Here is an 18,302-nt window from a genome sequence, read left to right as displayed (position 1 = left end):
GAGTGGGTTGGCTATGCACAAGATGCGAGTGGCGGCGTGCCTGGCTTTGCTGGCAGCGTCGGCAGGCGTGCGCGCCGCGAACGCGGGCGCTCTCGAGGACGGCGCCGAGCGCTATCGGCCGTATCTGATCGAGGGCGTTGCCAGTGCGCTGGCGGGTGCGCGTGCGATGCGCGAGCGCGCCGCTGCGGCGGATTTGCCCGGTGCGCGGAAGGCCTGGCTATCGGCGCGCGCCGGCTGGGAGCGCTCGGAGGTGTTTACCGCAGGCTTCGTGCCAGAGCTCGATGCGCAGATCGACGCGTGGCCGAACGCGGACGGCGGGTTCCACGCCATCGAGGCGAAACTGTTCGGAGCGGGTAGTACCGACGTCGCTACCGATGCGACTGGCCTTGTCGAGCACCTGAACGATCTTCACGGCAAGCTCAAGGATATCAAGCTGACGCCGCAAGGCCTCCTGGATGGCACCGTGCGGCTCGCCTACGAAGTCGGCGAGAGCAAAGCCGATGGCGGCGAGTCGCGCATCAGCGGCACCTCGCTGGACGATATGCGCAACAATATCGCCGGCATCGACTTCGCCTATCACACGATTTTCTCCGCCGCGCTCAACACGGTCGACGGCAAGCTCGACGAGATGGTGACGAACCGGATCGAGCAGCTCGAGGCGATCGTCGCGACGCCCGACCTGCCGCACGTCAATATCGCCGATCTGCGCCAGACCAGCGAGGAACTGGTCGTCGCATTGCAGAGTGCCTCGGCAAAGCTCGGGCTGCAGCGCCCGACCCTGGAGGCGCAGGCGCGATGAGATCGCTTCACCTGCGTCCGGCTGCGCTGCTCTCCGCGCTCATCGCCCTTGCGCTGCTCGGGCGTGCGGCGGCGTTTCCGGTCGATGGCGACAAGACCGTGCTGCCGGTTGCGACCGAGCTGAACGAGGATGCGCTCGACAAGCCGCGCGAGGTGTTCCAGTCTGAGCGCACCGGAGCCAAGTCGTATCTGGTGAATCTCGGCGATCTCGCCTTCAATTCGCCGGGGCTGCTCGGCGAGGTGGCGCGGCAGGCCGGCGTAAGCTGCGGCACCTGCCACGTCAACGGCGCGAACAACGCCAAATTCTTCATGCCGAAGATGTCGAGCCGGCCCGGCACGTTCGACACCACGGGGGCTCTGTTCAATCCGAAGGCCAACAACCTTTCGTTCGATCCGGTGCGGATTCCGAGCCTGCGCGGCGCCCGCTATCTTGCACCCTACGGCGCCGATGGCCGGTTCGCTTCGCTGCGTGACTTCGTCCACAACGTCATCACCAGCGAGTTCGCAGGTCCCGAGCCGTCGCCGGCAACGCTCGATGCGATCGTGGCCTATCTTCACGACATCGATTTCCTGCCCAATCCGAGCCTTGGTCCCGCCGGGCGGCTGGCCGGCAAGATCACCGACGCGGAGCGCCGCGGCGAAGCGCTGTTCGCGAAGCCGTTCCCGCACGATCCCGCGCTGAGCTGCGCGGGGTGCCACGTTCCATCGTCCGGCTTTGTCGATCACCAGCAGCATGATGTCGGCTCGGGCGGCCTGTTCAAGACGCCGACCCTGCGCAACGCCGACTTCAACGCGCCATATTTCCACGATGGCCGCTTCGACAATTTCAACCAGGTCGTCGAATATTTCGACCGGACCTTTCAGCTCGACCTCTCGGCGCAGGACAAGGGCGACCTCGTCGCTTATCTCACGGCCGTCGGCGACGGCGTACAGCCTTATGAACGCGACGGTGCCGGTGCAACGTTGAAGGAGATCAACGATTTCTCGACGGTGCTCGTGACCGCGATTCCCGCCGGCGACAAGGACATCGTCGCACTTGCCGTCGATACGATCGGCCGCGAGCTGCGCGAGTTGACCGAGCAATATCCCGATCGCAAGAACACCAGCGTGTCCGGCGGCGAGCAGCAGCGCGTGCTTGCGCGCAGCGGGCTAAAGGAGCTCGTGCTCACGCTGCGGCGAATCGAGATGGCCGTTGCCGCGGGGCGCAACGCGGATGCTGCCGCCGAGTTCAGGAATTATCGCAATCTGATGGCTGCTGCGGTGCCTGCGTTACTGGCGAGCGCCGAGCCATGGTCGTTGTTCAATCAAGATGTGCATGATCAGCATTACGCCGCGCTTCGCGAGGTGATGCGCTCCAGGCACATCTCGCATTGATTGAACTGAATTGTAGAGCATTTGCGATCCGCGTCGCTGCGTGGAGCGCTTCGTCTACTTTCGATCTTCAGTTGAAGAGTCGAATCATGGAGATGCGGCGTGCAGCAGCCGGTGTCTCCATAGAAAATGTTTGAACGTTTCGAAATTTCTCGCGCGCTTTCACGCAAGCGAAAACCATGCGTCATATTGTCGCACTAAGCAGTGTGTGTTGCTAACCGCAAACACCCTGAGGTCGACAATGAGTTTGAACTACAAAAAGCACTGGCGAACCAGCACCGCGCTCTGCATCGCGTCAACGGTGCTCGTCGCAACAGCCGCATATGCCGCTCACTATCCGGGCGGCCACAGTGATTGGGACAAGCGTCCGCATCACAATCATCAGGCGCATCAGGAAGCTGATCGCGTCAAGCATGACAACGATCATGACGACAAGGATCACGGCGGCAAGGGCAAGACCGCTTCGCCGATCAAGCACGTCATCATCCTGATCGGTGAGAACCGCGGCCTCGATCACACCTTCGGTATCTACAAGCCGAAGGGCAAGGGGCAGACCATCTCCAACCTGTTGTCGAAGGGCATCGTCAACGAGGATGGAACGCCGGGACCGAACTTTGCGCAGGCGCAGCAGTACTCGGTTGCGGGCCAGCCGTCCTTCTACATCGGCGCGCCGGCGATCGCGAAGTCGCCCTACAATGCGACAAATTTGATGCCGCAGCCGAACACCAACGGTACGCCGACCGCGCAGGGCGACACGTCGCCCCCGTTCAAGACGATCGCCGAAGCTAGCGTCGAAAAGGACATGGACCCGGCCGATCTCGACATCCTGACCACCGGCTTCAGCGGCCTGCCCACCGGTGTGCTTGATACCCGCGTTCCCGGCGCCGGCGGTCTGAACGGACCGTTCCCGCTGCAGGGCGAGCAGATCAGCGACGACGACTACACCGGCGACTCGACCCATCGCTTCTATCAGGACTGGCAGCAGGAAGATTGCAGCGCCGCCAGCGCCACCAAGAAGAACAATTCGGGCTGCCTGAACGATTTGTTCCCGTTCGTCATGGCGACCTATTCGGCGTCCAACAAGAGCATGGCCAACTCGATGGGCTTCTACAATGTCCAGCAAGGTCAGGCCCCGATCCTGAAGATGCTCGCCGACCGCTTCACGCTGAGCGACAACTTCCACCAGTCGTTCCACGGCGGCACCGGTGCGAACCACTTCATGCTCGGTACCGGCGATGCGGCCTTCTGGAGCGACGGCAAGGGCAATCCGGTGACGCCGCCGGCCAACCTGATCGCCAACCCGAACCCGGTCGCGGGCTCGGTCAACCGCTACACCGTCGACGGCAATTGGAGCAACTGCTCGGACGTGTTCCAGCCCGGCGTGAAGCCGATCGTCACCTACCTCAACAATCTGCCGTACGCGGCGGAGCCGAACTGCAAGCCGAACCACTACTACATGCTCAACAACGTCAATCCGGGCTATCTGCCGAACGGCGCGCTGTCCGGCGGCAACAACGTCCCGCCGTCGTCGGTTCGTACGATCGGTGACGCTCTGATCGAGAAGAACATCAGCTGGGCGTTCTATGGTGGTGCGTTCAACGACGCCGTGGCGCTTTCCAACGCCGCGGTTGCCGCCAACCCCTCGAACCCCAACCTCGGCGCCGCCGCGGTCGCCGATCCGGCGCACGCGCTCGGTGTTGCCTACTGCCAGATCTGCAACCCGTTCCAGTATGCGACCTCGATCATGGCCAATCCGGCCGTGCGTCAGGCTCACATGAAGGACACGGCGGATCTGATCACGGCGATCCAGCATAACACGCTGCCCGCAGTGTCGTTCGGCAAGCCGGACGGTCTGCTCGACGGTCATCCGCAGAGCTCGAAGGTTGATCTGTTCGAGGCCTATGTCCTGAACGTGCTCAACGCGCTGGACAACAATCCGGAGCTGAAGGCCGACACCGCGGTCTTCATCACCTGGGACGAAGCTGGCGGCTACTGGGACTCCGGCTACACGCAGTCGATCGACTTCTTCGGCGACGGACCGCGTATTCCGACCCTGATCCTCTCGCCCTATTCGACGGGCGGCAAGGTCAACCACAACTACGCCGACCACGTTTCGCTGCTGAAGTTCATCGAGCGCAACTGGGCTCTCGAGCCGCTCACGCACCGCAGCCGCGACAACCTGCCGAACCCGACCTACTCGAAGAACAACGAGTACGTCCCGACCAACAGCCCGGCGCTGTCTGACTTGTTCGACGCGTTCGACTTCAGCAAGCCGGTCACGTTGTCCTACACCGAGTGATCGAGCTCTCGTCCAGGACGAGGTCTTGAGTCCATCCGAGGCCGGCGCCGATCGAACCATTGGTTCGGTCGGCGCTGTCATGTTCTGCCGGCCCGCCAGCCGATCGACCGGGGATATGCGATGAAGCGCCACGAGACGACGTGCAAGAGGATGTGCAAGAGGATGTGGAAGAGCAGCAGGAGCGCTACGGCCAGCCTGTTCGCAATGGTCATCCTGGCCAACGTGCCGCTGGCGGCCGCGGCGCAGCAGTTTTCCGCCGACCTCCTCGCGCGGAAGGACGATATGGCAACCGCCATGGGAACGCTGCGGGTCTCGGGCGGAAAAGCGCGGATCGATCCAACCGCGCTGCCGGACGGCTTCTTTCTGCTCGATACGGCCAAGCCCGCAGCCTATTTCGTCCGCCCGGCCGCACACGTCTATATGAAGGCCATGCAATCGAGCTCGCTCACCCAGCTGTTCGTCCCGGTCGATCCGCACGATCCCTGCCGGCAATGGCTGGCGATGGCGCAGCTGTCCGCGCCGGTCGATCTCGCGACATGGCACTGTCAGCGCGACGGAGAGGAAGCGATCGCGGGGCGCGACACCGACGTCTATCGAATCACGGCGCCGTCGGGTTTGAGCTTTATTGGCTGGGTCGACCGCGCGCGCGGGTTTCCGGTGCAGATCAAGACCGCGGATGGGACGGTGATCGTCGCCGATCACATCCGCGACGAGCCGCAGCCGGCGCAAACCCTCGAAATTCCCGCAGGTCTGCGCAAGTTCGACCCGGAGGCGCTGATCCGCCGGATCCAGCAGAGCGACGTATGGGTCGCGCCGCCGGCCTCGCAGTGAGCGCGTGCGCTACTGCGGCTGCTGGCTCGTCACCGGCAGTATCCGGCCGAGCGCCGTGTAGTGCGACTGATGCACGTTGCTGTTGAAGAGGGACCAGGGCTCGGCCTTCTTCAGCGCGACCGGAACGTCGAAATTCACCAGCTGGGCAAATTTGCGGTATTCCGCCATCGCTTCGTCGATCCGGCCGGCGCCGACCTCGAGGTCGATGCGGCGCAAGGTCAGAACGAGATCCTTCAGGATCGCGCGCGCGGCGAGCCGCTCGTCCTTGCCGCCGACCGAGGTGTTCCTGATGTCGGGGATGTGCTCGGTCAATTCGCGCAGTTCGGCGCCGACCCCGGTCACGGCCAGCGACACCACCGCGGTGTCGGCGGCCGGGATCGCGACCTCGAGCACGCTCGAGAGCTCCAGCACTTCCTTCATCCGGAGCACGACGCCGTCCTTGTCGAACGGACGTTCGCCGTCGCCGACCGCATTCAGATAGGCCACGAGATCCTGCGTGTCCTGGGTCGACAATTCGAGGTCGAACACGCGATCGAAATGATCGACCACCTGTTCGTAGCTGTCGTAGCGGCCGTCGTGAAAATACGGCGCATTGGAATTGGCGTTGAGCAAGGTGGGGGTCTTGACCAGCCCGCCCGACCCGACGTCGTGACGCAGCTGGTCGTTGAAGGTTCCGGCCGGAATATGACAGCCGGCGCAACTCAGCTCGGCCTGCTTCGGGAACGGTTTGAAGAACAAAGCCTCGCCACGACGCTCAGCAAGGCTTGCCTGCGCGGCAAGCCTTCCGCCGGGCGCAATCTTCGGATTGGGAAGGAAATCGATATCGTTGATATAGGCGACGAGGCCGTCGAGAACCGCATCGCTCGGCCGTGGCCCGGAAAACTCATTGACGATGACATTATAGACGAAATCGCGCAGCGAGGTGATGCGCCCGTCATGTCCGTAGGGGGCGAGGAAGCGGGCGCCCCGCAGGCTCGGGATCCTGACCGGATCGAGGATGCTGTTGAACGTCTTCGCGTTGAAGACAAGACTGGTTGTGTCGAAGGTGCCGGGGCGGGAGGATGCGCCCGGAACGAACAATTTCGGGTTCGACGCGCCGTTGACGTGACAGGTGCCGCAGCTCATCTCGGCCTGGCGGGCCTTGCCGCCCAGGATGGAAGGCGAATTGAACGCGAGATCGCCGAGATTGACCAGATAGGACTTGCGTCCGCCCATCGCTTCGGAATGAAAGATTTCGCGCGGCCGTGCCAGCGCTTCCTCTGAAAACTCGGTGCCGGCCGGCAGCACGGTCTGGTCGCCGCCGAGCGGGAATGCCGTCGCGCGCGACGGGAGAAGCGCAACGACGACTGCCAGTAGCGCGACCCGTGCGGTTCGAACGCCACGATCGGCCGATGCCGCACGACATTTCCCGGAGCCGGACGCCAGAATATCCCAAACCATTGCGAGAAAACGCCCCTGTCACAATGCATTCGCACTGCCGTACGTCGGAAGATGTCACGGAGGTGACAGTTTCCTGTCGGCAGGATCAATGACCATCTGTTTGGATAGACGACCGTTGATTGCGGTTTGATGACGATCGATCAACGAGACGCAGGCCGATCTGAATTTGACAGAACGAAGATTGATCGGCGCGTGCATCTTTTCACGCGTTTGTGCGCGCGTCGAAAAACGGTCATCCCGGCGAAATGTGTTTTGCATAGCGTGTAACTCCATTTCTATTTCTTTCTGAATCAGGAGAGCACTATGCGGCTTTGGGGAGCCATTCCGGCGCTCGCAGTTGTTGCTGGCGCTGTTGCCATCTCACCGGTGGCAAACGCCGAGAATTTGGTCGAAAAGATCATTGATGAGTTCAAGCACGAGGTCAGGGACGAACTGCGTGACCTGCGGGATCGCGGCCATGAAGGTGTGCATCAGTACAAGCACATCGTCGTCATCTACCAGGAGAACCACAGCTTCGATAACCTCTATGGACACTGGGGCGATGTCGGCCGTGACCGGGTCAATGGGACCTCCGACGCCGATCAGGCCCATACGCTGCAGGTCCGGCAAGACAACCAGACCGTCTATGCCTGTCTGTTGCAGACTGACGTCAACCTGACCTCTCCGTCGCCGCAGCCGACGACCTGCACCGACAATACGGGCTCGGTCGCGATCCTGAGCGCCTTCAAGAACAAGCCGTTCGAGATCAACGACTTCATCCCGACCTCGGCAACCACCTGCCCGAAACCGCTCGGGTCTTTTGCGGCGCACGGCTTCCTCAACGGCACCGGCGCGCCCGGCGGCTGCACCGAGGACATCGTGCATCGCTTCTACAGCGAGCAGTACCAGCTCAACGGCGGCCGGCAGAACCGCTACGTGACCGGCAGCGACGCCGCAGGTCTTGTCATGGGCTACTACGACACCAAGAAGCTGCCGATCTACACCTATCTCCATGGTCACGGCGCACCGAACTACGTGATCGCCGACAGCTTCTTCCAGGGTGCCTTCGGCGGTTCGTTCCTCAACCACCAGTTCCTGGTCGCGGCTGCGGCGCCGCAGTTCGTCGGTGCCTTGAACGACGGCAGCGCCAATGATTTCCACTCGATCGTCGACGCCAACGGCATGCCGACCAGCACGCCGCTCTACACGCCGACCGCGACGGTGAAGGATGCGCAGCTGACCGCCAAGTGCAGCCAGGCCGGTCTGCCGCCGGGCCTCGCCTGCGGCGACTATGCGGTCAACACCACGCAGCCGACCTACCAGCCCTATTCGCCGGGCACCCCCGACATCAAGCGCCTGCCGCCGCTGCATACGCCGAACATCGGCGATCGGCTGTCGGCCAAGCATGTCGACTGGGCCTGGTATTCGGGCGGCTGGTCGAATGCCAATGGCGACGTCGGCGCGTCCGGCTGGACCAACGGTACCGGCACGACCTGCGCCGATCCGAACCACAACCCCAACGCTGTGTTCCCGAACTGCCCCGACGTGGACTTCCAGTTCCACCATCAGGCGCTCAACTACTTCGCCAGCTACGCGCCGGGAACGCAGGCCCGCAGGGATCACCTGAAGGACGAAGCGGAGTTCATTCAGGCGGCCAAGAACGGCCGGCTCAAGCAGGTCAGCTTCGTCAAGCCGATCGGTGAGGAAAACGAGCATCCCGGCTACACCAGCGAGTCCGAAGGCAGCCAGCATCTCGTCGATCTCGTCAAGGCGATCGTCGAGGGCCCGGATGGCAAGGACACGCTGATCGTCATCACCTATGACGAGTTCGGTGGACAGTGGGACCACGTTCCGCCGCCGCCGTACAACCGTCACGGCGCCGAGGCCAAGGCTGCCGATCAGTGGGGCCCGGGCACCCGCATTCCGGCGCTGCTGATCGCCAAGCGCTTCAACAAATCGGGCGTCGCGCATGAGGACTTCGACACCACGTCGATCCTTCGGCTGCTCGAGAAGCGCTTCGATCTTGATCCGCTGGTGACGCGCCCGGTGCGCAGCCTCTCGGCGGCGCTGAAGGCCGGCGAAGGCTGGCACTGACCCGAGAAATAATCCTGGCCCGCGCCAACCTCTGGCGCGGGCCAGGACCTTCACCAGGCTTCAGGGCCCTTACAGGATCAGATCGTGTTGCACCTGCGGGACCAGCGCTGTCATGTGGGTGCTATCGCCGACCATGGCAGCGCTTTCCGGACTGGGCGCGAATGTGAAGGCAGGTGTCCAGGTCGTGTGGCCCTGAATATCGACCTGAAGAAGGGCCGTCGCTGAATCGCCGTCCCTGTCGGCGGCAGATACATCGAACAGCAGATTCGTGCCCGGGATGCTCGTCTTCTCGGTATAGGTGATGTTGTTGACCGTGAAGGTGGCGTTTCCGGTTGCCGCATGATCGTAATCGACCTGGACCTGATTGAACGCCTTTCCGACGTAGAGCGTGTAGGTCGATGTCGTGTTGTCAAAGGCCGCGGTGTTGATCAGCGAAGTATCCGACGTTTCCTGCACCACGATGCTGGCGCTGCCGCCTTGCGGCTTTGGAACATCGATGCAGAAGTCGTGAACGTGGGCGCTACCATCCAGAACCTTGAAAATCACACTTGCCGTGCCGTTACCTTGCCACTGGGTCAGGGTGAAGCTGGTCTTCTGCTGCTGTTCGGAAAACGCGAGATTCAACTGCTCGCAGGGATCCATGCTCAGCCCGGTATCGCCGACCGCGATGCCATTGCTCGACGCCTTGACATCGAGCGGATGGCCATTGCTGTTGGATCCGGTGATGACGAGCTCGCCATCCGGCGCCGTCAGAGACGGCGTGCCGCCACCCGAGGCGCCGAAATCGGAGCCGGTCACGGTGGCCTCCTTCAGCAGATCGTCGCTCTTGAGATCAAAGCAGAAGGTCCCGTCCGGTTCGATCAGCAACTTGAAGTACGGATCCGCCAGCGTGCCGCCGCAATCCGTTAGATAGGCATCCAGTTCGACTCCGCCGCCCACCTCGTGGGTCGAATAATAGAAAGTGAAGTGGTCGCAATTTCCGGTGACGTTCACCGAAGTGACGCCGTCGCCCAGTTGCGCGGTCGCCAGATCGAAGCCCGTGTCGCCGACGGCTCCGCTGTGGATGGCAACGAGCATCGCGGCTTCGCCGTCCGCGCCGAAATTGACATCGTAGGTCCCGTTGACGAACTGATGGTCTTCATTGGCAATGCAGATCTTTGGGAAGCCGCCAATGGTCGGACTATCGTCCGTGATCGTCAGTTGCTTGCCGAGGTCGATGCTCGCGCTCTGGGTATCGCCATCCTTGTCTGTGATGGTGGCAACCAGGTTCACGATGCCGGCGGTCAGCGACACGGCTTCGTCGGCGCTGGTGCAGGACGGATTCGTCACCGCGCGATACTCGGTGAAAGTGACGCTCCCCGTGGCCGGATCAAGCGCGATGGTGAATGCCAGCTCCCCGCTTGCCGTGCCGACATGGCCTTCAACGGTGTTGCCGTGCTGAACCAGCACGTCGGCGCAGCCCGTGTGCGAGTCGATCAGGCCCGACGCTGTGCCGTTACCGCCGTTGATCGCCAACGCATAGTGGGTCGTCGCGCCATCGGCGCCTTGAACCGAAGTGAATGCCGTCGAGAAATCGGCCGAAATCGTCGTCAGCGCCGCACACGGCGCCGACCCCGCGATGTGGTCGTCGAGCGGCGTCGCCGTCAGATGCGCCTCGCTCAGCGTCAGCGAGGGGGCTGTGCACGTCGCCGCAATGTGCGGACCGTCGTCGGTGATCGTCAGCTGCTTGCCGAGATCGATGCTTATATCCTGGTACAGGCCGTCGCTGTTGGTCACCGTCGCGATCAGGTTTACAATGCCCGTCCCCAAAGCGATCGCTTCGCCGCTGTCCGGGCTGGTGCCGGACGATTGTTCCACCGCTCGGTGTTCGACGAAGGTCACGCGGCCCGTGGCCGGATCGACCGTGATGGTGAATGCGAGCGTGCCGCTTGCTGTGCCGACATGGCCTTCGATGGTGTTACCGTTCAGAACCAGCACGTCGGCGAGGCCGGTGTGCGAATCGATCAGTCCCGACGCTGCACCGTTGCCGCCGGTGATCGTCAGCGCGTAGCTGACCGCCAGACCCGCTTCGGTAACGAATGCCGCCGAGAACTCGCCAGAGGTCGTCGTCAACGCGGCGTCCGGTGCCGAGCCGGCGATGTTGTCGTCCAGCGCCGTCGCCGTCAGATGCGTCTCGCTCAGCGTCAGCGACGGCGCCGGTCTGGCCTCGATCAGCGGGCCGTGGATGGTGATCGTCACCACCTGCGGGGTTCCGCCAATCGTGGTCACCGTGAAGCTGTCGGTCAGCGTGTCGCCGACGTGGAGGGCTTGCACGGAGCTGTCAGCGTTGTTGAGCGTATAGGTCCACCCGCCGGCCGTCGTTAGTGTGAATGTGCCATGGCCGCCCGCGCTTGTCGTCGGCACGTTCACCGCGGTGAAGGTGTTGGCGGGGTCGTCGACATCGGTGTCGGTGAGCGTGCCGGTCGCGATGAGCAGACCGGGCGAGGCTCCGCTGACGCCGACTGCCCCCACAACCGCGCCAGCCTTGGCGCCGGAGATGATGGAGGCATCATCGACACCAACAATGGTGATGTTGAAGCTCTCACTCGTCGCGAGCGTGCCGTCCGATACGGTGATAACGAAACTTTGGCTCGAGTTGACCTTCAGCGCGTTGATCGCGGCATTGTTCGGAACGAATGTGTAGTTTCCCGTCGCGCTGTTGAGGTAGAGCGTGCCAAATTGTCCGGTGCTCGACACGTCGTAGGTCAGCTGACCCAGCACCACGTTACCGGCAATTCCTCCGCCGATGCCGAATGACACTGCACCGTTCTTGCTGCTCGCGGAAAAGGTCCCGCTCGCTGCACTGAAGTTGTCAAATTTCGCCGTGTCGATTTCTGCGAGCCCGGCTCCGAGGTTCAGGCTCGGCGGCACCGGCGGTGGCTTGAAGGTCTGAATGGTGGCGAAGATAACCTCCGGCACGGGCGGGAGCGGATCTTGCGTCAGCGGCGGGGCGCCAGGCTGAAAATTGATCGGTTGCAGCAACGGCGACCCTTCGGAAGCAGGCATGCCGGACCCTTTTGATCCTGCTCCCTTCTCGAAATTGGCAAGCGCCTCCTGTTGGGCCTCCCGTAATTCCTCCATGTGCGCAGGGGAATTCGCGACATGGCTTACGCCGACAGAGGACCCTCTTTTGCTCAGGATGATCGTCTCGCCGGGATCCTCGACAATGATGTGCCGGGGGATCGCCTCCTTGGTCACGAGCTCAAACACGCCGTGGTGGAGGTCCTTGTAGCTGATGCTGTCGTCGTCCAGGAACGTGACGTTCGGCTCCGCAGCCCGGGCGTCCTCCAGGAGCGAGAAGGTCAGCGCGGTGAGCGACAGCGTGCCGAAGCCGCCCGCTCGAATGTTGCCCACCGACGGGGCCGCCGCGGTGGGGGTGTCCGACCTTGCCAGCCAACCGCCAATGGAACGGAAGATGCCCCTGGTCTTCGCGAGCAGGCCCGGTTGCGCGATGTCGCTAGGGTCCTGCGCGCACCCATTTAGCTCGAGGCAGGTGCCGCCTGGCACGTCGAGCACCCTGCCATCGATCAAGCATATCTCGATCCGACCGCCGGCTGCGACCTCGATGACGTCACCCTCGCGAACGGGGTCGCCAATCGCGCCGCGAACCGCGATGCCGCTTGCACGCCTGATAGTGCCGCAGCCGATCGCCGTCTCAATGTTGCCGATCAATCGGGGCGGCTGGCCCAAAGCGGCCACGCACACGCCCCCGAACTCGACGCCGGACGCAACTGACATTGGCTTTTCGCCTGCTAAGCAATTCAGACGGAACGCGGTTGCCGTAGTTTTTTGGTTTGGCTCGCCGCGAGGTGAAAAATACTCGCGTCAGCAGCCATAGGCTTGCCCGCCGAAACGTCCTGATTGAAACTAAATTCGGTAGTGAAAATTGAATTCCAGTGCTGCGCGGAGCCTTACGAAAATGGCAGAACAGCTGTCCTTTATCGCGCGTGCAGCCCCGCAAAATTAATAGTATAGTTACCAAGCAAATTGTCTACTTATTAATTTTTAGTCTAACCGCGTCAGGTACTTAGGCCTGTCCGCGGCAACTCAATTGGCACTCCAGGTCCTGCGGTCTCGGCCCGACGGTCCGGTTACCATCGCGCTGCGACACGACGAAATCTTCTCAAAGGAGGGGATCGTGCGCATCCATTTGCTTGTTCAATTGCTTGCAGGCTTCGTCCTGGCGCTCGCAACCCTCGCGCCCGGCCAGGTGCAGGCGCAAACCGAGCCGGCGCAGCCCGCAGTCCAGAATTCTCCATTGAAATTCATCGGGAGAGTCGTGACGGCCACCGGTTCGGTCACGATCGAGCACGCGGGTGCAGTCGTCGTTCAAGCAGGGCTGCCCGACAAACCGCCGCAGACGCAGGTTGGCGACCCCGTCTATTTGGGCGATGTGGTGCAAACCGGAGCCGATGGTCGGGTGGGGATCAACTTCACCGATGGCACCTCGTTCAATCTGTCGAGCAACGCCAAGATGGCGATGACCGAATTTGTGTACGACCCGAACGGCAAGTCGAACTCGACCTTGTTCAAGCTGGCCAATGGAACGTTCACCTTCGTCGCCGGCAATGTCGCGAAGACCGGTGACATGAAGATCGACACGCCAGCCGCGACGATGGGAATTCGAGGCACCACGCCGCGCATCGAAATATCCGAGGATGGAACCGTGAAGTTCGCGACGCTCGTTGAAGAGGGCAAGAGCAAGGTCAGAAAGACCGGGATACGAACGACGCAGCAACCTGAGCAAAACATCCTCCACAAATTCAATCCAAACATCTGTCGAGGATGCTAGGCCAGGCGTGGGCCTTTTCGAGGAAGCAAGGGCCGACATGAAATCTTGTGCAACCGCCGGCGCAATTGTCAGCCTGATATTGCCTGTCGTTGCGCTCTTTGCGTTGCCGGCGGTCGCGCAGAAGCCGAAGCCAAAGGACAGCTATCTGCGGAACGTCGAACTGTGCAGCGGCCGAGACCATGCGCCCGTCGACGCGCGCATTGACGGATGCACGGCGCTGATCGATGCGGCACAGGACATGACGCCGGCCGGCCTTGCGATCGCCTACAACAACCGTGGCAACGCCTACGCCGCCAAGGAAGACTATGACCGCGCCATCGGGGATTTTGATCGATCCATCGAGCTCAATCCAACCTACACCAAGCCGTTCAACAACCGCGGCGTGGCCTACTTCAGGAAGCGCGAATACGATCGCGCGACCGACGCGTTCGATCAGGCCATCCGACTCAACCCGAACTACGGCGAAGCCTTTGCCAACCGCGCCGGTGCCTACCTGAAGAAAAATGAATATGCCCGCGCCGTGCAGGATTACGATCAGGCCATTCGCCTCGAGCCGAACCTCGACGGCGTGTGGAACGGACGCTGCTGGAGCCGGGCCATCCTCGGCGCGTTGCAGGAGGCGCTGCAAGATTGCAACAAGGCGCTGCAATCGGGGTCGGCCAATGCCGCGACCTACGACTCGCGCGCCCTGATCTATCTGAAGACCGGCGAACTCCGCGCAGCGATTGACGACTATAGCTCCGCACTGCGCATCGAGCCGAAGCTGGCAAGCGCACTCTATGGACGCGGACTGGCGAAGCTGAAGCAGGGCGACAAGGCCGGCGGCAATGCCGACATCTCGGCGGCCAAGGCGATCCAGGGCAGCATCGCTGACGACTTCACGCGCTACGGCGTGCAATAGCGAGCGCTTCCGACGTAGACGAAGGACGGGCGAACCGGCTTGATGCCGTCCCGATGAATGCGGTCGGTCGGTCCGGCCGGCTAGTCCATGATCTCGACCGTGGCCGAACGGCCGGCGACCAGTGCGATGCGATCCGGCAGGTGATCGAGCGCGATGCGCACCGGGACGCGCTGTGCGAGCCGGACCCAGCTGAAGGTCGGATTGACGTTTGCGAGCAGGCTCGCGCCTTGCCCGCGGTCGCGATCCTCGATGCCGGCCGCAATGCTCTCGACATGGCCGGTGAGCCGGACCGGCTCGCCCATCAGCCGTATCTGGGCCTTGTCGCCGACGTGGATGCGCGCGAGCTTGGTCTCCTCGAAATAGCCTTCCACATGCAGCGTATCGCTGTCGACCAGCGCCATCACGCCCTTGCCCGCGGTGACGTAGACGCCAGGCCGCAGCTCCATATTGGTGATGGTGCCGTTCACCGACGCATGCACCTCGCTGCGATCCAGGTTGAGCTGCGCCACCGCGCGATCGGCGACCGCCTGGTCATAGGCGGCCTTGGCCTGGAGCTGGGTGGCCAGGACCTGCTCCTGCTTCTGCTGCGACACCGCATCGGTGGTCAGCGTGCTGTAGCGCTTGAGGTCGGCGTCGGCCTGATCCATCGTCGCGCGATGGCCGGCGACCGCAGCGTCGGCCTGTTGCAAGGCCAGGGCAAACCGCGCGCGATCGATCCGGAACAGGATATCGCCGCGATGCACTTGCTGATTGTCCTTGACCAGCACGTCGGTGACGAAGCCGGAGACGTCGGGAGCAACCTGAACCACGTCGGCACGGACCCTGCCGTCGCGGGTCCATGGCGACTCCATATAGTAGACCCAGAGCGCGTGAGCGACGGCGAGCGCAGCGACGAGCGCGATCGCGGTCAGCGCAACCCGGCCGAGCCAGGCGAAATTCCCCTTCATGGCAGAAACTCCGAGAGATAGACGACGACGCCGAGCAGGCAGACATACAGTGCGAAGTTGAACAGCGCGCGGTGCCAGACCAGCCGGTAGAGCCCGAAGCGCTGCATGATCCGGCTGATTCCCGCGCTCAGTGCATAGGCGATGATGAGCCACAGCAGCAGCGCCGGGACCAGGACACCATAGATGTCGAGCTCATACCTCATGCAGCAAAACTCTCCTCGGGCTGCGATCGATACGCAGGCGCATCCGGAAACAGGCCGCGGCGGATGCCGACCAGGCCGAGCAACGCATCGTCCCGCGGGCGTTCATTGGGATCCTTGACGACCGCGGTCAGCGCCGCGTCGATGCAGGACAGCAATGCGGTCGGCATCGCCGCGTCCGCATGGGCGCGAAACGCCGCCGCGAGGTCGTCCAGCATGTCGTCGATGGCACGCACGGTCGATGCGGCGAGGCCGTAACGGGCCCGCCTGAGGTCGATGATGTTGAGCCCGATGCGCAGCTGGACCAGGCTGTCGGCATCGCGGCGGTCGCTCTCGGAGATGAAGGCGATGCGCTGCACCAACAGGCCGAGCCGATGCAGCATCAGGCCGGCAAACTGCGCACGATCGCCGTGGCCGCGCCGCTCCGCCGCGACCGCAAGCGTCTGCCAGCCCGACGTCATCAGCCGTTTGGCGATCCATTCGGCGCCGACGCCGCGCGCGACCCGCGTCACGATCTCGGCGATGACGACGCCGAGGAAGAAGGCGACGGACGTGTTGGCAAAACTGGCAAAATCGGCGCTGTAGGTCGATTGCAGCGCCAGCAGCGTCGCGGTGTTGGCGGCGAGCGCCATGCCGATCGGCGCGGTTTTGGGCCGCGCGATCAGGAAGCCGTACAGCAGGAAGGTCGGCGCCAGCGCGGCGATCAGAACCTCGACATGGGAGATGCCCGGCACCAGCGCGAACTGATAGATCGCGACGACGACGATCGCGACCAGCGAAAACAGGCCGAAGGCCCGGATGCTGCGCGCCGGCTCATCCTGGGCGGCGAAGAAGGAGCAGGCGACCGCCGCCATCATCGGCGCCGAGGCGCCATCGGCCCAACCGGTCGCAATCCACAGGCCGCAGCAGATCAGGATGGCGACCGCCGCCCCCGCGGCCGACCAGAGCGCCATGCCGTGGTCGCGGTGACGGACCGGCGCGGCGCCCGATTCCGGGTGGAACGCCAGCGGGACGGTGGAGATATCCCGGCCTGCGGCAATCGCATCGCCGATTGCGCGGCAGTCGGCCGAGATGTCGACGAGCTCGCGGAGCCGGAGCAGCAGGCTGATCGTGATGATGCGCTCGCGCGGCGCAAGGCCGTCGAGGCTAGATTGCCGCTCGGCGATCGCAGCGCGGATCTCGTTGCCGGATTGCCGCTGGCGATCCTCGTCCACGATCCATGCGGCGAGATCGCCGATCAGGCGCCGCAGCTCCGGCTGCCTTTGCAGCGCCGCTTCGCCGAGCGCGGCGAGCCGGTCTTCGATCGACGTGATGATCGGCAACAGCATCAGCATGCGCAGCCGGACCTCGCCGAGGCCACGCGCGGTGCCGGCATCGGCCAGCCGGTCATAGGCGACATGGGTTGCCAGCGTATCGATCTCGACGATGTCGGTCGCAAGGCGAAGGCGTTGGGCCCGGCGTGTCTCGCTGGTCCCGTGATCGAGCAGCACGTCGCGGGAGAGGCGGCGCGCATCCGACAGCCAGCTCCTGATGCGGCCGCCGACCGCCGGCGCAACGCTGCGCGGGAACACCACGGTCGACACCAGGCTCGCACAGATGATGCCGAGCGAGATCTCCTCGACCCGCGCCAGCGCGACATCGAAGATGCTGCCCGGATCGGCGACCGACGGAAAGCCGATCAATGCGACGGTATATCCGCCCAGCATGAAGACATAGCTGCGCGGCGTGCCGTCGAGCAGCGACAGATAAAGGCACAGTCCGACCCAGAGCGCGATCGCGAGGCACAGCAGCTCCGGCGCATTGATCAGGTTCGGCACCAGGGCGACCGTCATGCTCGCGCCGACCAGGGTACCGATCACGCGGAAGAACGCCTTCGAGCTGGTCGCGCCGGCCAGCGGCTGCGACGTGATATAGACCGTCGCCATCGCCCAATAGGGCCGCGGCAGATCGATCGCCAATGCGATGACAAGCGCCAGCATCGACGCGGCGAATGTCTTCAACGCGAAGATGAGGTCCGCGTGGCGGACCAGGAACGGCTCTTCCGCGCGCATGACTATTTCGCCTCTGCAGCGGTCTTGGCTGTAGCGGTCTTGGCTGCAGCGCTCTTGGCTGCAGCGCTCTTGGCGTCTTGCAGGCGGCTCGCCCGCGCCTCGATGCGCTGCAGCGTCTCGAAGGTTACCGCAAGGTCCTCGCTGCCGATATCCTTCAGCACGCTGGCCCGCACGCGGCGCAGCACCCGGTTGGTCTCCTCGACCTTGGCTTCGCCGGCCGCGGTGAGATGCAGTGTCTTGGCGCGCCGATCGGTCGGGTCCTCGCGACGCTCGACCAGGCCTTCGGACTGCAGCAGATCGATCAGCCGCACCAGCGAAGGCCCCTCGATCCCCAGCTCGTCGGCGAGCACGCCCTGGCGGACGTTCTCGCCCTGCCGCGACAGCACCAGCAGCGGAATCGCCGTCGCGTAGGACAGGCCGTGATCGGACAGCGCTTGATCCGACTCGCGCCGCCAGATCCGCCCAAGCCTGGTGATCAGGCGACCGATCTCGGCGTGGATATGGGATTGCGAAGGAGGCATGCAAATTAGATAGGATACAAACTATTAGGCTGCAATAAT

General features: G+C 63.4%; 13 protein-coding genes. 7 read left to right on the top strand and 6 right to left on the bottom strand.

Going from position 1 to position 18,302, the window contains the following annotated elements:
• Nucleotides 1–13: 13 nt before the first annotated feature.
• The 4 genes from AC066Y_RS01180 to AC066Y_RS01165 all read left to right on the top strand — a co-directional run bounded on the left by AC066Y_RS01180 (nt 14) and on the right by AC066Y_RS01165 (nt 5,299).
• A complete protein-coding gene (locus tag AC066Y_RS01180) occupies nt 14–799 on the top strand; it encodes an EfeM/EfeO family lipoprotein (protein WP_478272294.1) in 786 nt (261 codons plus the stop codon).
• Nucleotides 796–2,172 carry a cytochrome c peroxidase gene (locus tag AC066Y_RS01175; RefSeq protein ID WP_478272293.1) on the top strand — a complete coding sequence of 459 codons (1,377 nt, stop codon included), beginning with the start codon at nt 796–798 and terminating at the stop codon, nt 2,170–2,172. The genes AC066Y_RS01180 and AC066Y_RS01175 overlap by 4 nt, the downstream gene beginning before the upstream one ends.
• Nucleotides 2,173–2,410: 238 nt before the next feature.
• Nucleotides 2,411–4,468 (top strand): phospholipase C, encoded by a 2,058-nt coding sequence (locus AC066Y_RS01170; protein WP_478272292.1) that lies wholly within the window; start codon nt 2,411–2,413, stop codon nt 4,466–4,468.
• 162 nt (nt 4,469–4,630) lie between these two features.
• Entirely contained in the window at nt 4,631–5,299 is a 669-nt protein-coding gene (locus AC066Y_RS01165; protein ID WP_478272291.1) for a hypothetical protein, read from the top strand.
• A 9-nt stretch (nt 5,300–5,308) separates the two neighbouring features.
• Here AC066Y_RS01165 and AC066Y_RS01160 read toward each other — a convergent pair whose 3' ends face one another.
• Nucleotides 5,309–6,739: a cytochrome c peroxidase gene (locus tag AC066Y_RS01160; protein WP_478272290.1), complete on the bottom strand. Its 1,431-nt coding sequence runs from the start codon at nt 6,737–6,739 to the stop codon at nt 5,309–5,311.
• A gap of 303 nt (nt 6,740–7,042) precedes the next feature.
• Here AC066Y_RS01160 and AC066Y_RS01155 point away from each other — a divergent pair, with 303 nt between their 5' ends.
• Complete coding sequence (locus AC066Y_RS01155) at nt 7,043–8,812, top strand: alkaline phosphatase family protein (RefSeq protein WP_478272289.1); 1,770 nt, start codon at nt 7,043–7,045, stop codon at nt 8,810–8,812.
• 69 nt (nt 8,813–8,881) lie between these two features.
• Here AC066Y_RS01155 and AC066Y_RS01150 read toward each other — a convergent pair whose 3' ends face one another.
• Nucleotides 8,882–12,589 (bottom strand): DUF5801 repeats-in-toxin domain-containing protein, encoded by a 3,708-nt coding sequence (locus AC066Y_RS01150; RefSeq protein WP_478272288.1) that lies wholly within the window; start codon nt 12,587–12,589, stop codon nt 8,882–8,884.
• 400 nt (nt 12,590–12,989) lie between these two features.
• Between AC066Y_RS01150 and AC066Y_RS01145 the strand changes: the two genes are divergently transcribed.
• On the top strand, nt 12,990–13,643 hold the full coding sequence (locus tag AC066Y_RS01145; RefSeq protein WP_478272287.1) for a FecR family protein: 654 nt from the start codon (nt 12,990–12,992) through the stop codon (nt 13,641–13,643).
• Between the two features lie 37 nt (nt 13,644–13,680).
• The gene (locus AC066Y_RS01140; RefSeq protein ID WP_478272286.1) at nt 13,681–14,544 is read left to right on the top strand and encodes a tetratricopeptide repeat protein; all 864 of its coding nucleotides are present in this window, start codon (nt 13,681–13,683) and stop codon (nt 14,542–14,544) included.
• Nucleotides 14,545–14,624: 80 nt separating this feature from the next.
• On the opposite strand, the gene AC066Y_RS01135 is transcribed toward AC066Y_RS01140, so the two are convergent.
• From AC066Y_RS01135 to AC066Y_RS01120, 4 genes are read right to left on the bottom strand one after another with little or no spacing between them, the layout of a single operon-like run.
• Nucleotides 14,625–15,491 (bottom strand): efflux RND transporter periplasmic adaptor subunit, encoded by an 867-nt coding sequence (locus AC066Y_RS01135; protein WP_478272285.1) that lies wholly within the window; start codon nt 15,489–15,491, stop codon nt 14,625–14,627.
• Nucleotides 15,488–15,694 (bottom strand): DUF1656 domain-containing protein, encoded by a 207-nt coding sequence (locus tag AC066Y_RS01130; RefSeq protein WP_106323233.1) that lies wholly within the window; start codon nt 15,692–15,694, stop codon nt 15,488–15,490. Before AC066Y_RS01130 ends, AC066Y_RS01135 begins: the two co-directional genes overlap by 4 nt.
• Entirely contained in the window at nt 15,691–17,742 is a 2,052-nt protein-coding gene (locus tag AC066Y_RS01125) for an FUSC family protein (RefSeq protein ID WP_478272284.1), read from the bottom strand. Before AC066Y_RS01125 ends, AC066Y_RS01130 begins: the two co-directional genes overlap by 4 nt.
• Before the next feature lie 2 nt (nt 17,743–17,744).
• Nucleotides 17,745–18,263 carry a MarR family winged helix-turn-helix transcriptional regulator gene (locus AC066Y_RS01120; RefSeq protein ID WP_478272283.1) on the bottom strand — a complete coding sequence of 173 codons (519 nt, stop codon included), beginning with the start codon at nt 18,261–18,263 and terminating at the stop codon, nt 17,745–17,747.
• Nucleotides 18,264–18,302 lie beyond the last annotated feature (39 nt).

This window comes from Bradyrhizobium sp. USDA3010 (assembly GCF_056429065.1).
This window is presented reverse-complemented; position numbering and strand designations above follow the sequence as displayed.

Coding starts and splice junctions, on each gene's coding strand:
- AC066Y_RS01180 (WP_478272294.1), top strand. CDS start 14: ATGCACAAGATGCGAGTGGCGGCGTGCCTGGCTTTGCTGGCAGCGTCG.
- AC066Y_RS01175 (WP_478272293.1), top strand. CDS start 796: ATGAGATCGCTTCACCTGCGTCCGGCTGCGCTGCTCTCCGCGCTCATC.
- AC066Y_RS01170 (WP_478272292.1), top strand. CDS start 2,411: ATGAGTTTGAACTACAAAAAGCACTGGCGAACCAGCACCGCGCTCTGC.
- AC066Y_RS01165 (WP_478272291.1), top strand. CDS start 4,631: ATGTGGAAGAGCAGCAGGAGCGCTACGGCCAGCCTGTTCGCAATGGTC.
- AC066Y_RS01160 (WP_478272290.1), bottom strand. CDS start 6,739: ATGGTTTGGGATATTCTGGCGTCCGGCTCCGGGAAATGTCGTGCGGCA.
- AC066Y_RS01155 (WP_478272289.1), top strand. CDS start 7,043: ATGCGGCTTTGGGGAGCCATTCCGGCGCTCGCAGTTGTTGCTGGCGCT.
- AC066Y_RS01150 (WP_478272288.1), bottom strand. CDS start 12,589: ATGTCAGTTGCGTCCGGCGTCGAGTTCGGGGGCGTGTGCGTGGCCGCT.
- AC066Y_RS01140 (WP_478272286.1), top strand. CDS start 13,681: ATGAAATCTTGTGCAACCGCCGGCGCAATTGTCAGCCTGATATTGCCT.
- AC066Y_RS01135 (WP_478272285.1), bottom strand. CDS start 15,491: ATGAAGGGGAATTTCGCCTGGCTCGGCCGGGTTGCGCTGACCGCGATC.
- AC066Y_RS01130 (WP_106323233.1), bottom strand. CDS start 15,694: ATGAGGTATGAGCTCGACATCTATGGTGTCCTGGTCCCGGCGCTGCTG.
- AC066Y_RS01125 (WP_478272284.1), bottom strand. CDS start 17,742: ATGCGCGCGGAAGAGCCGTTCCTGGTCCGCCACGCGGACCTCATCTTC.
- AC066Y_RS01120 (WP_478272283.1), bottom strand. CDS start 18,263: ATGCCTCCTTCGCAATCCCATATCCACGCCGAGATCGGTCGCCTGATC.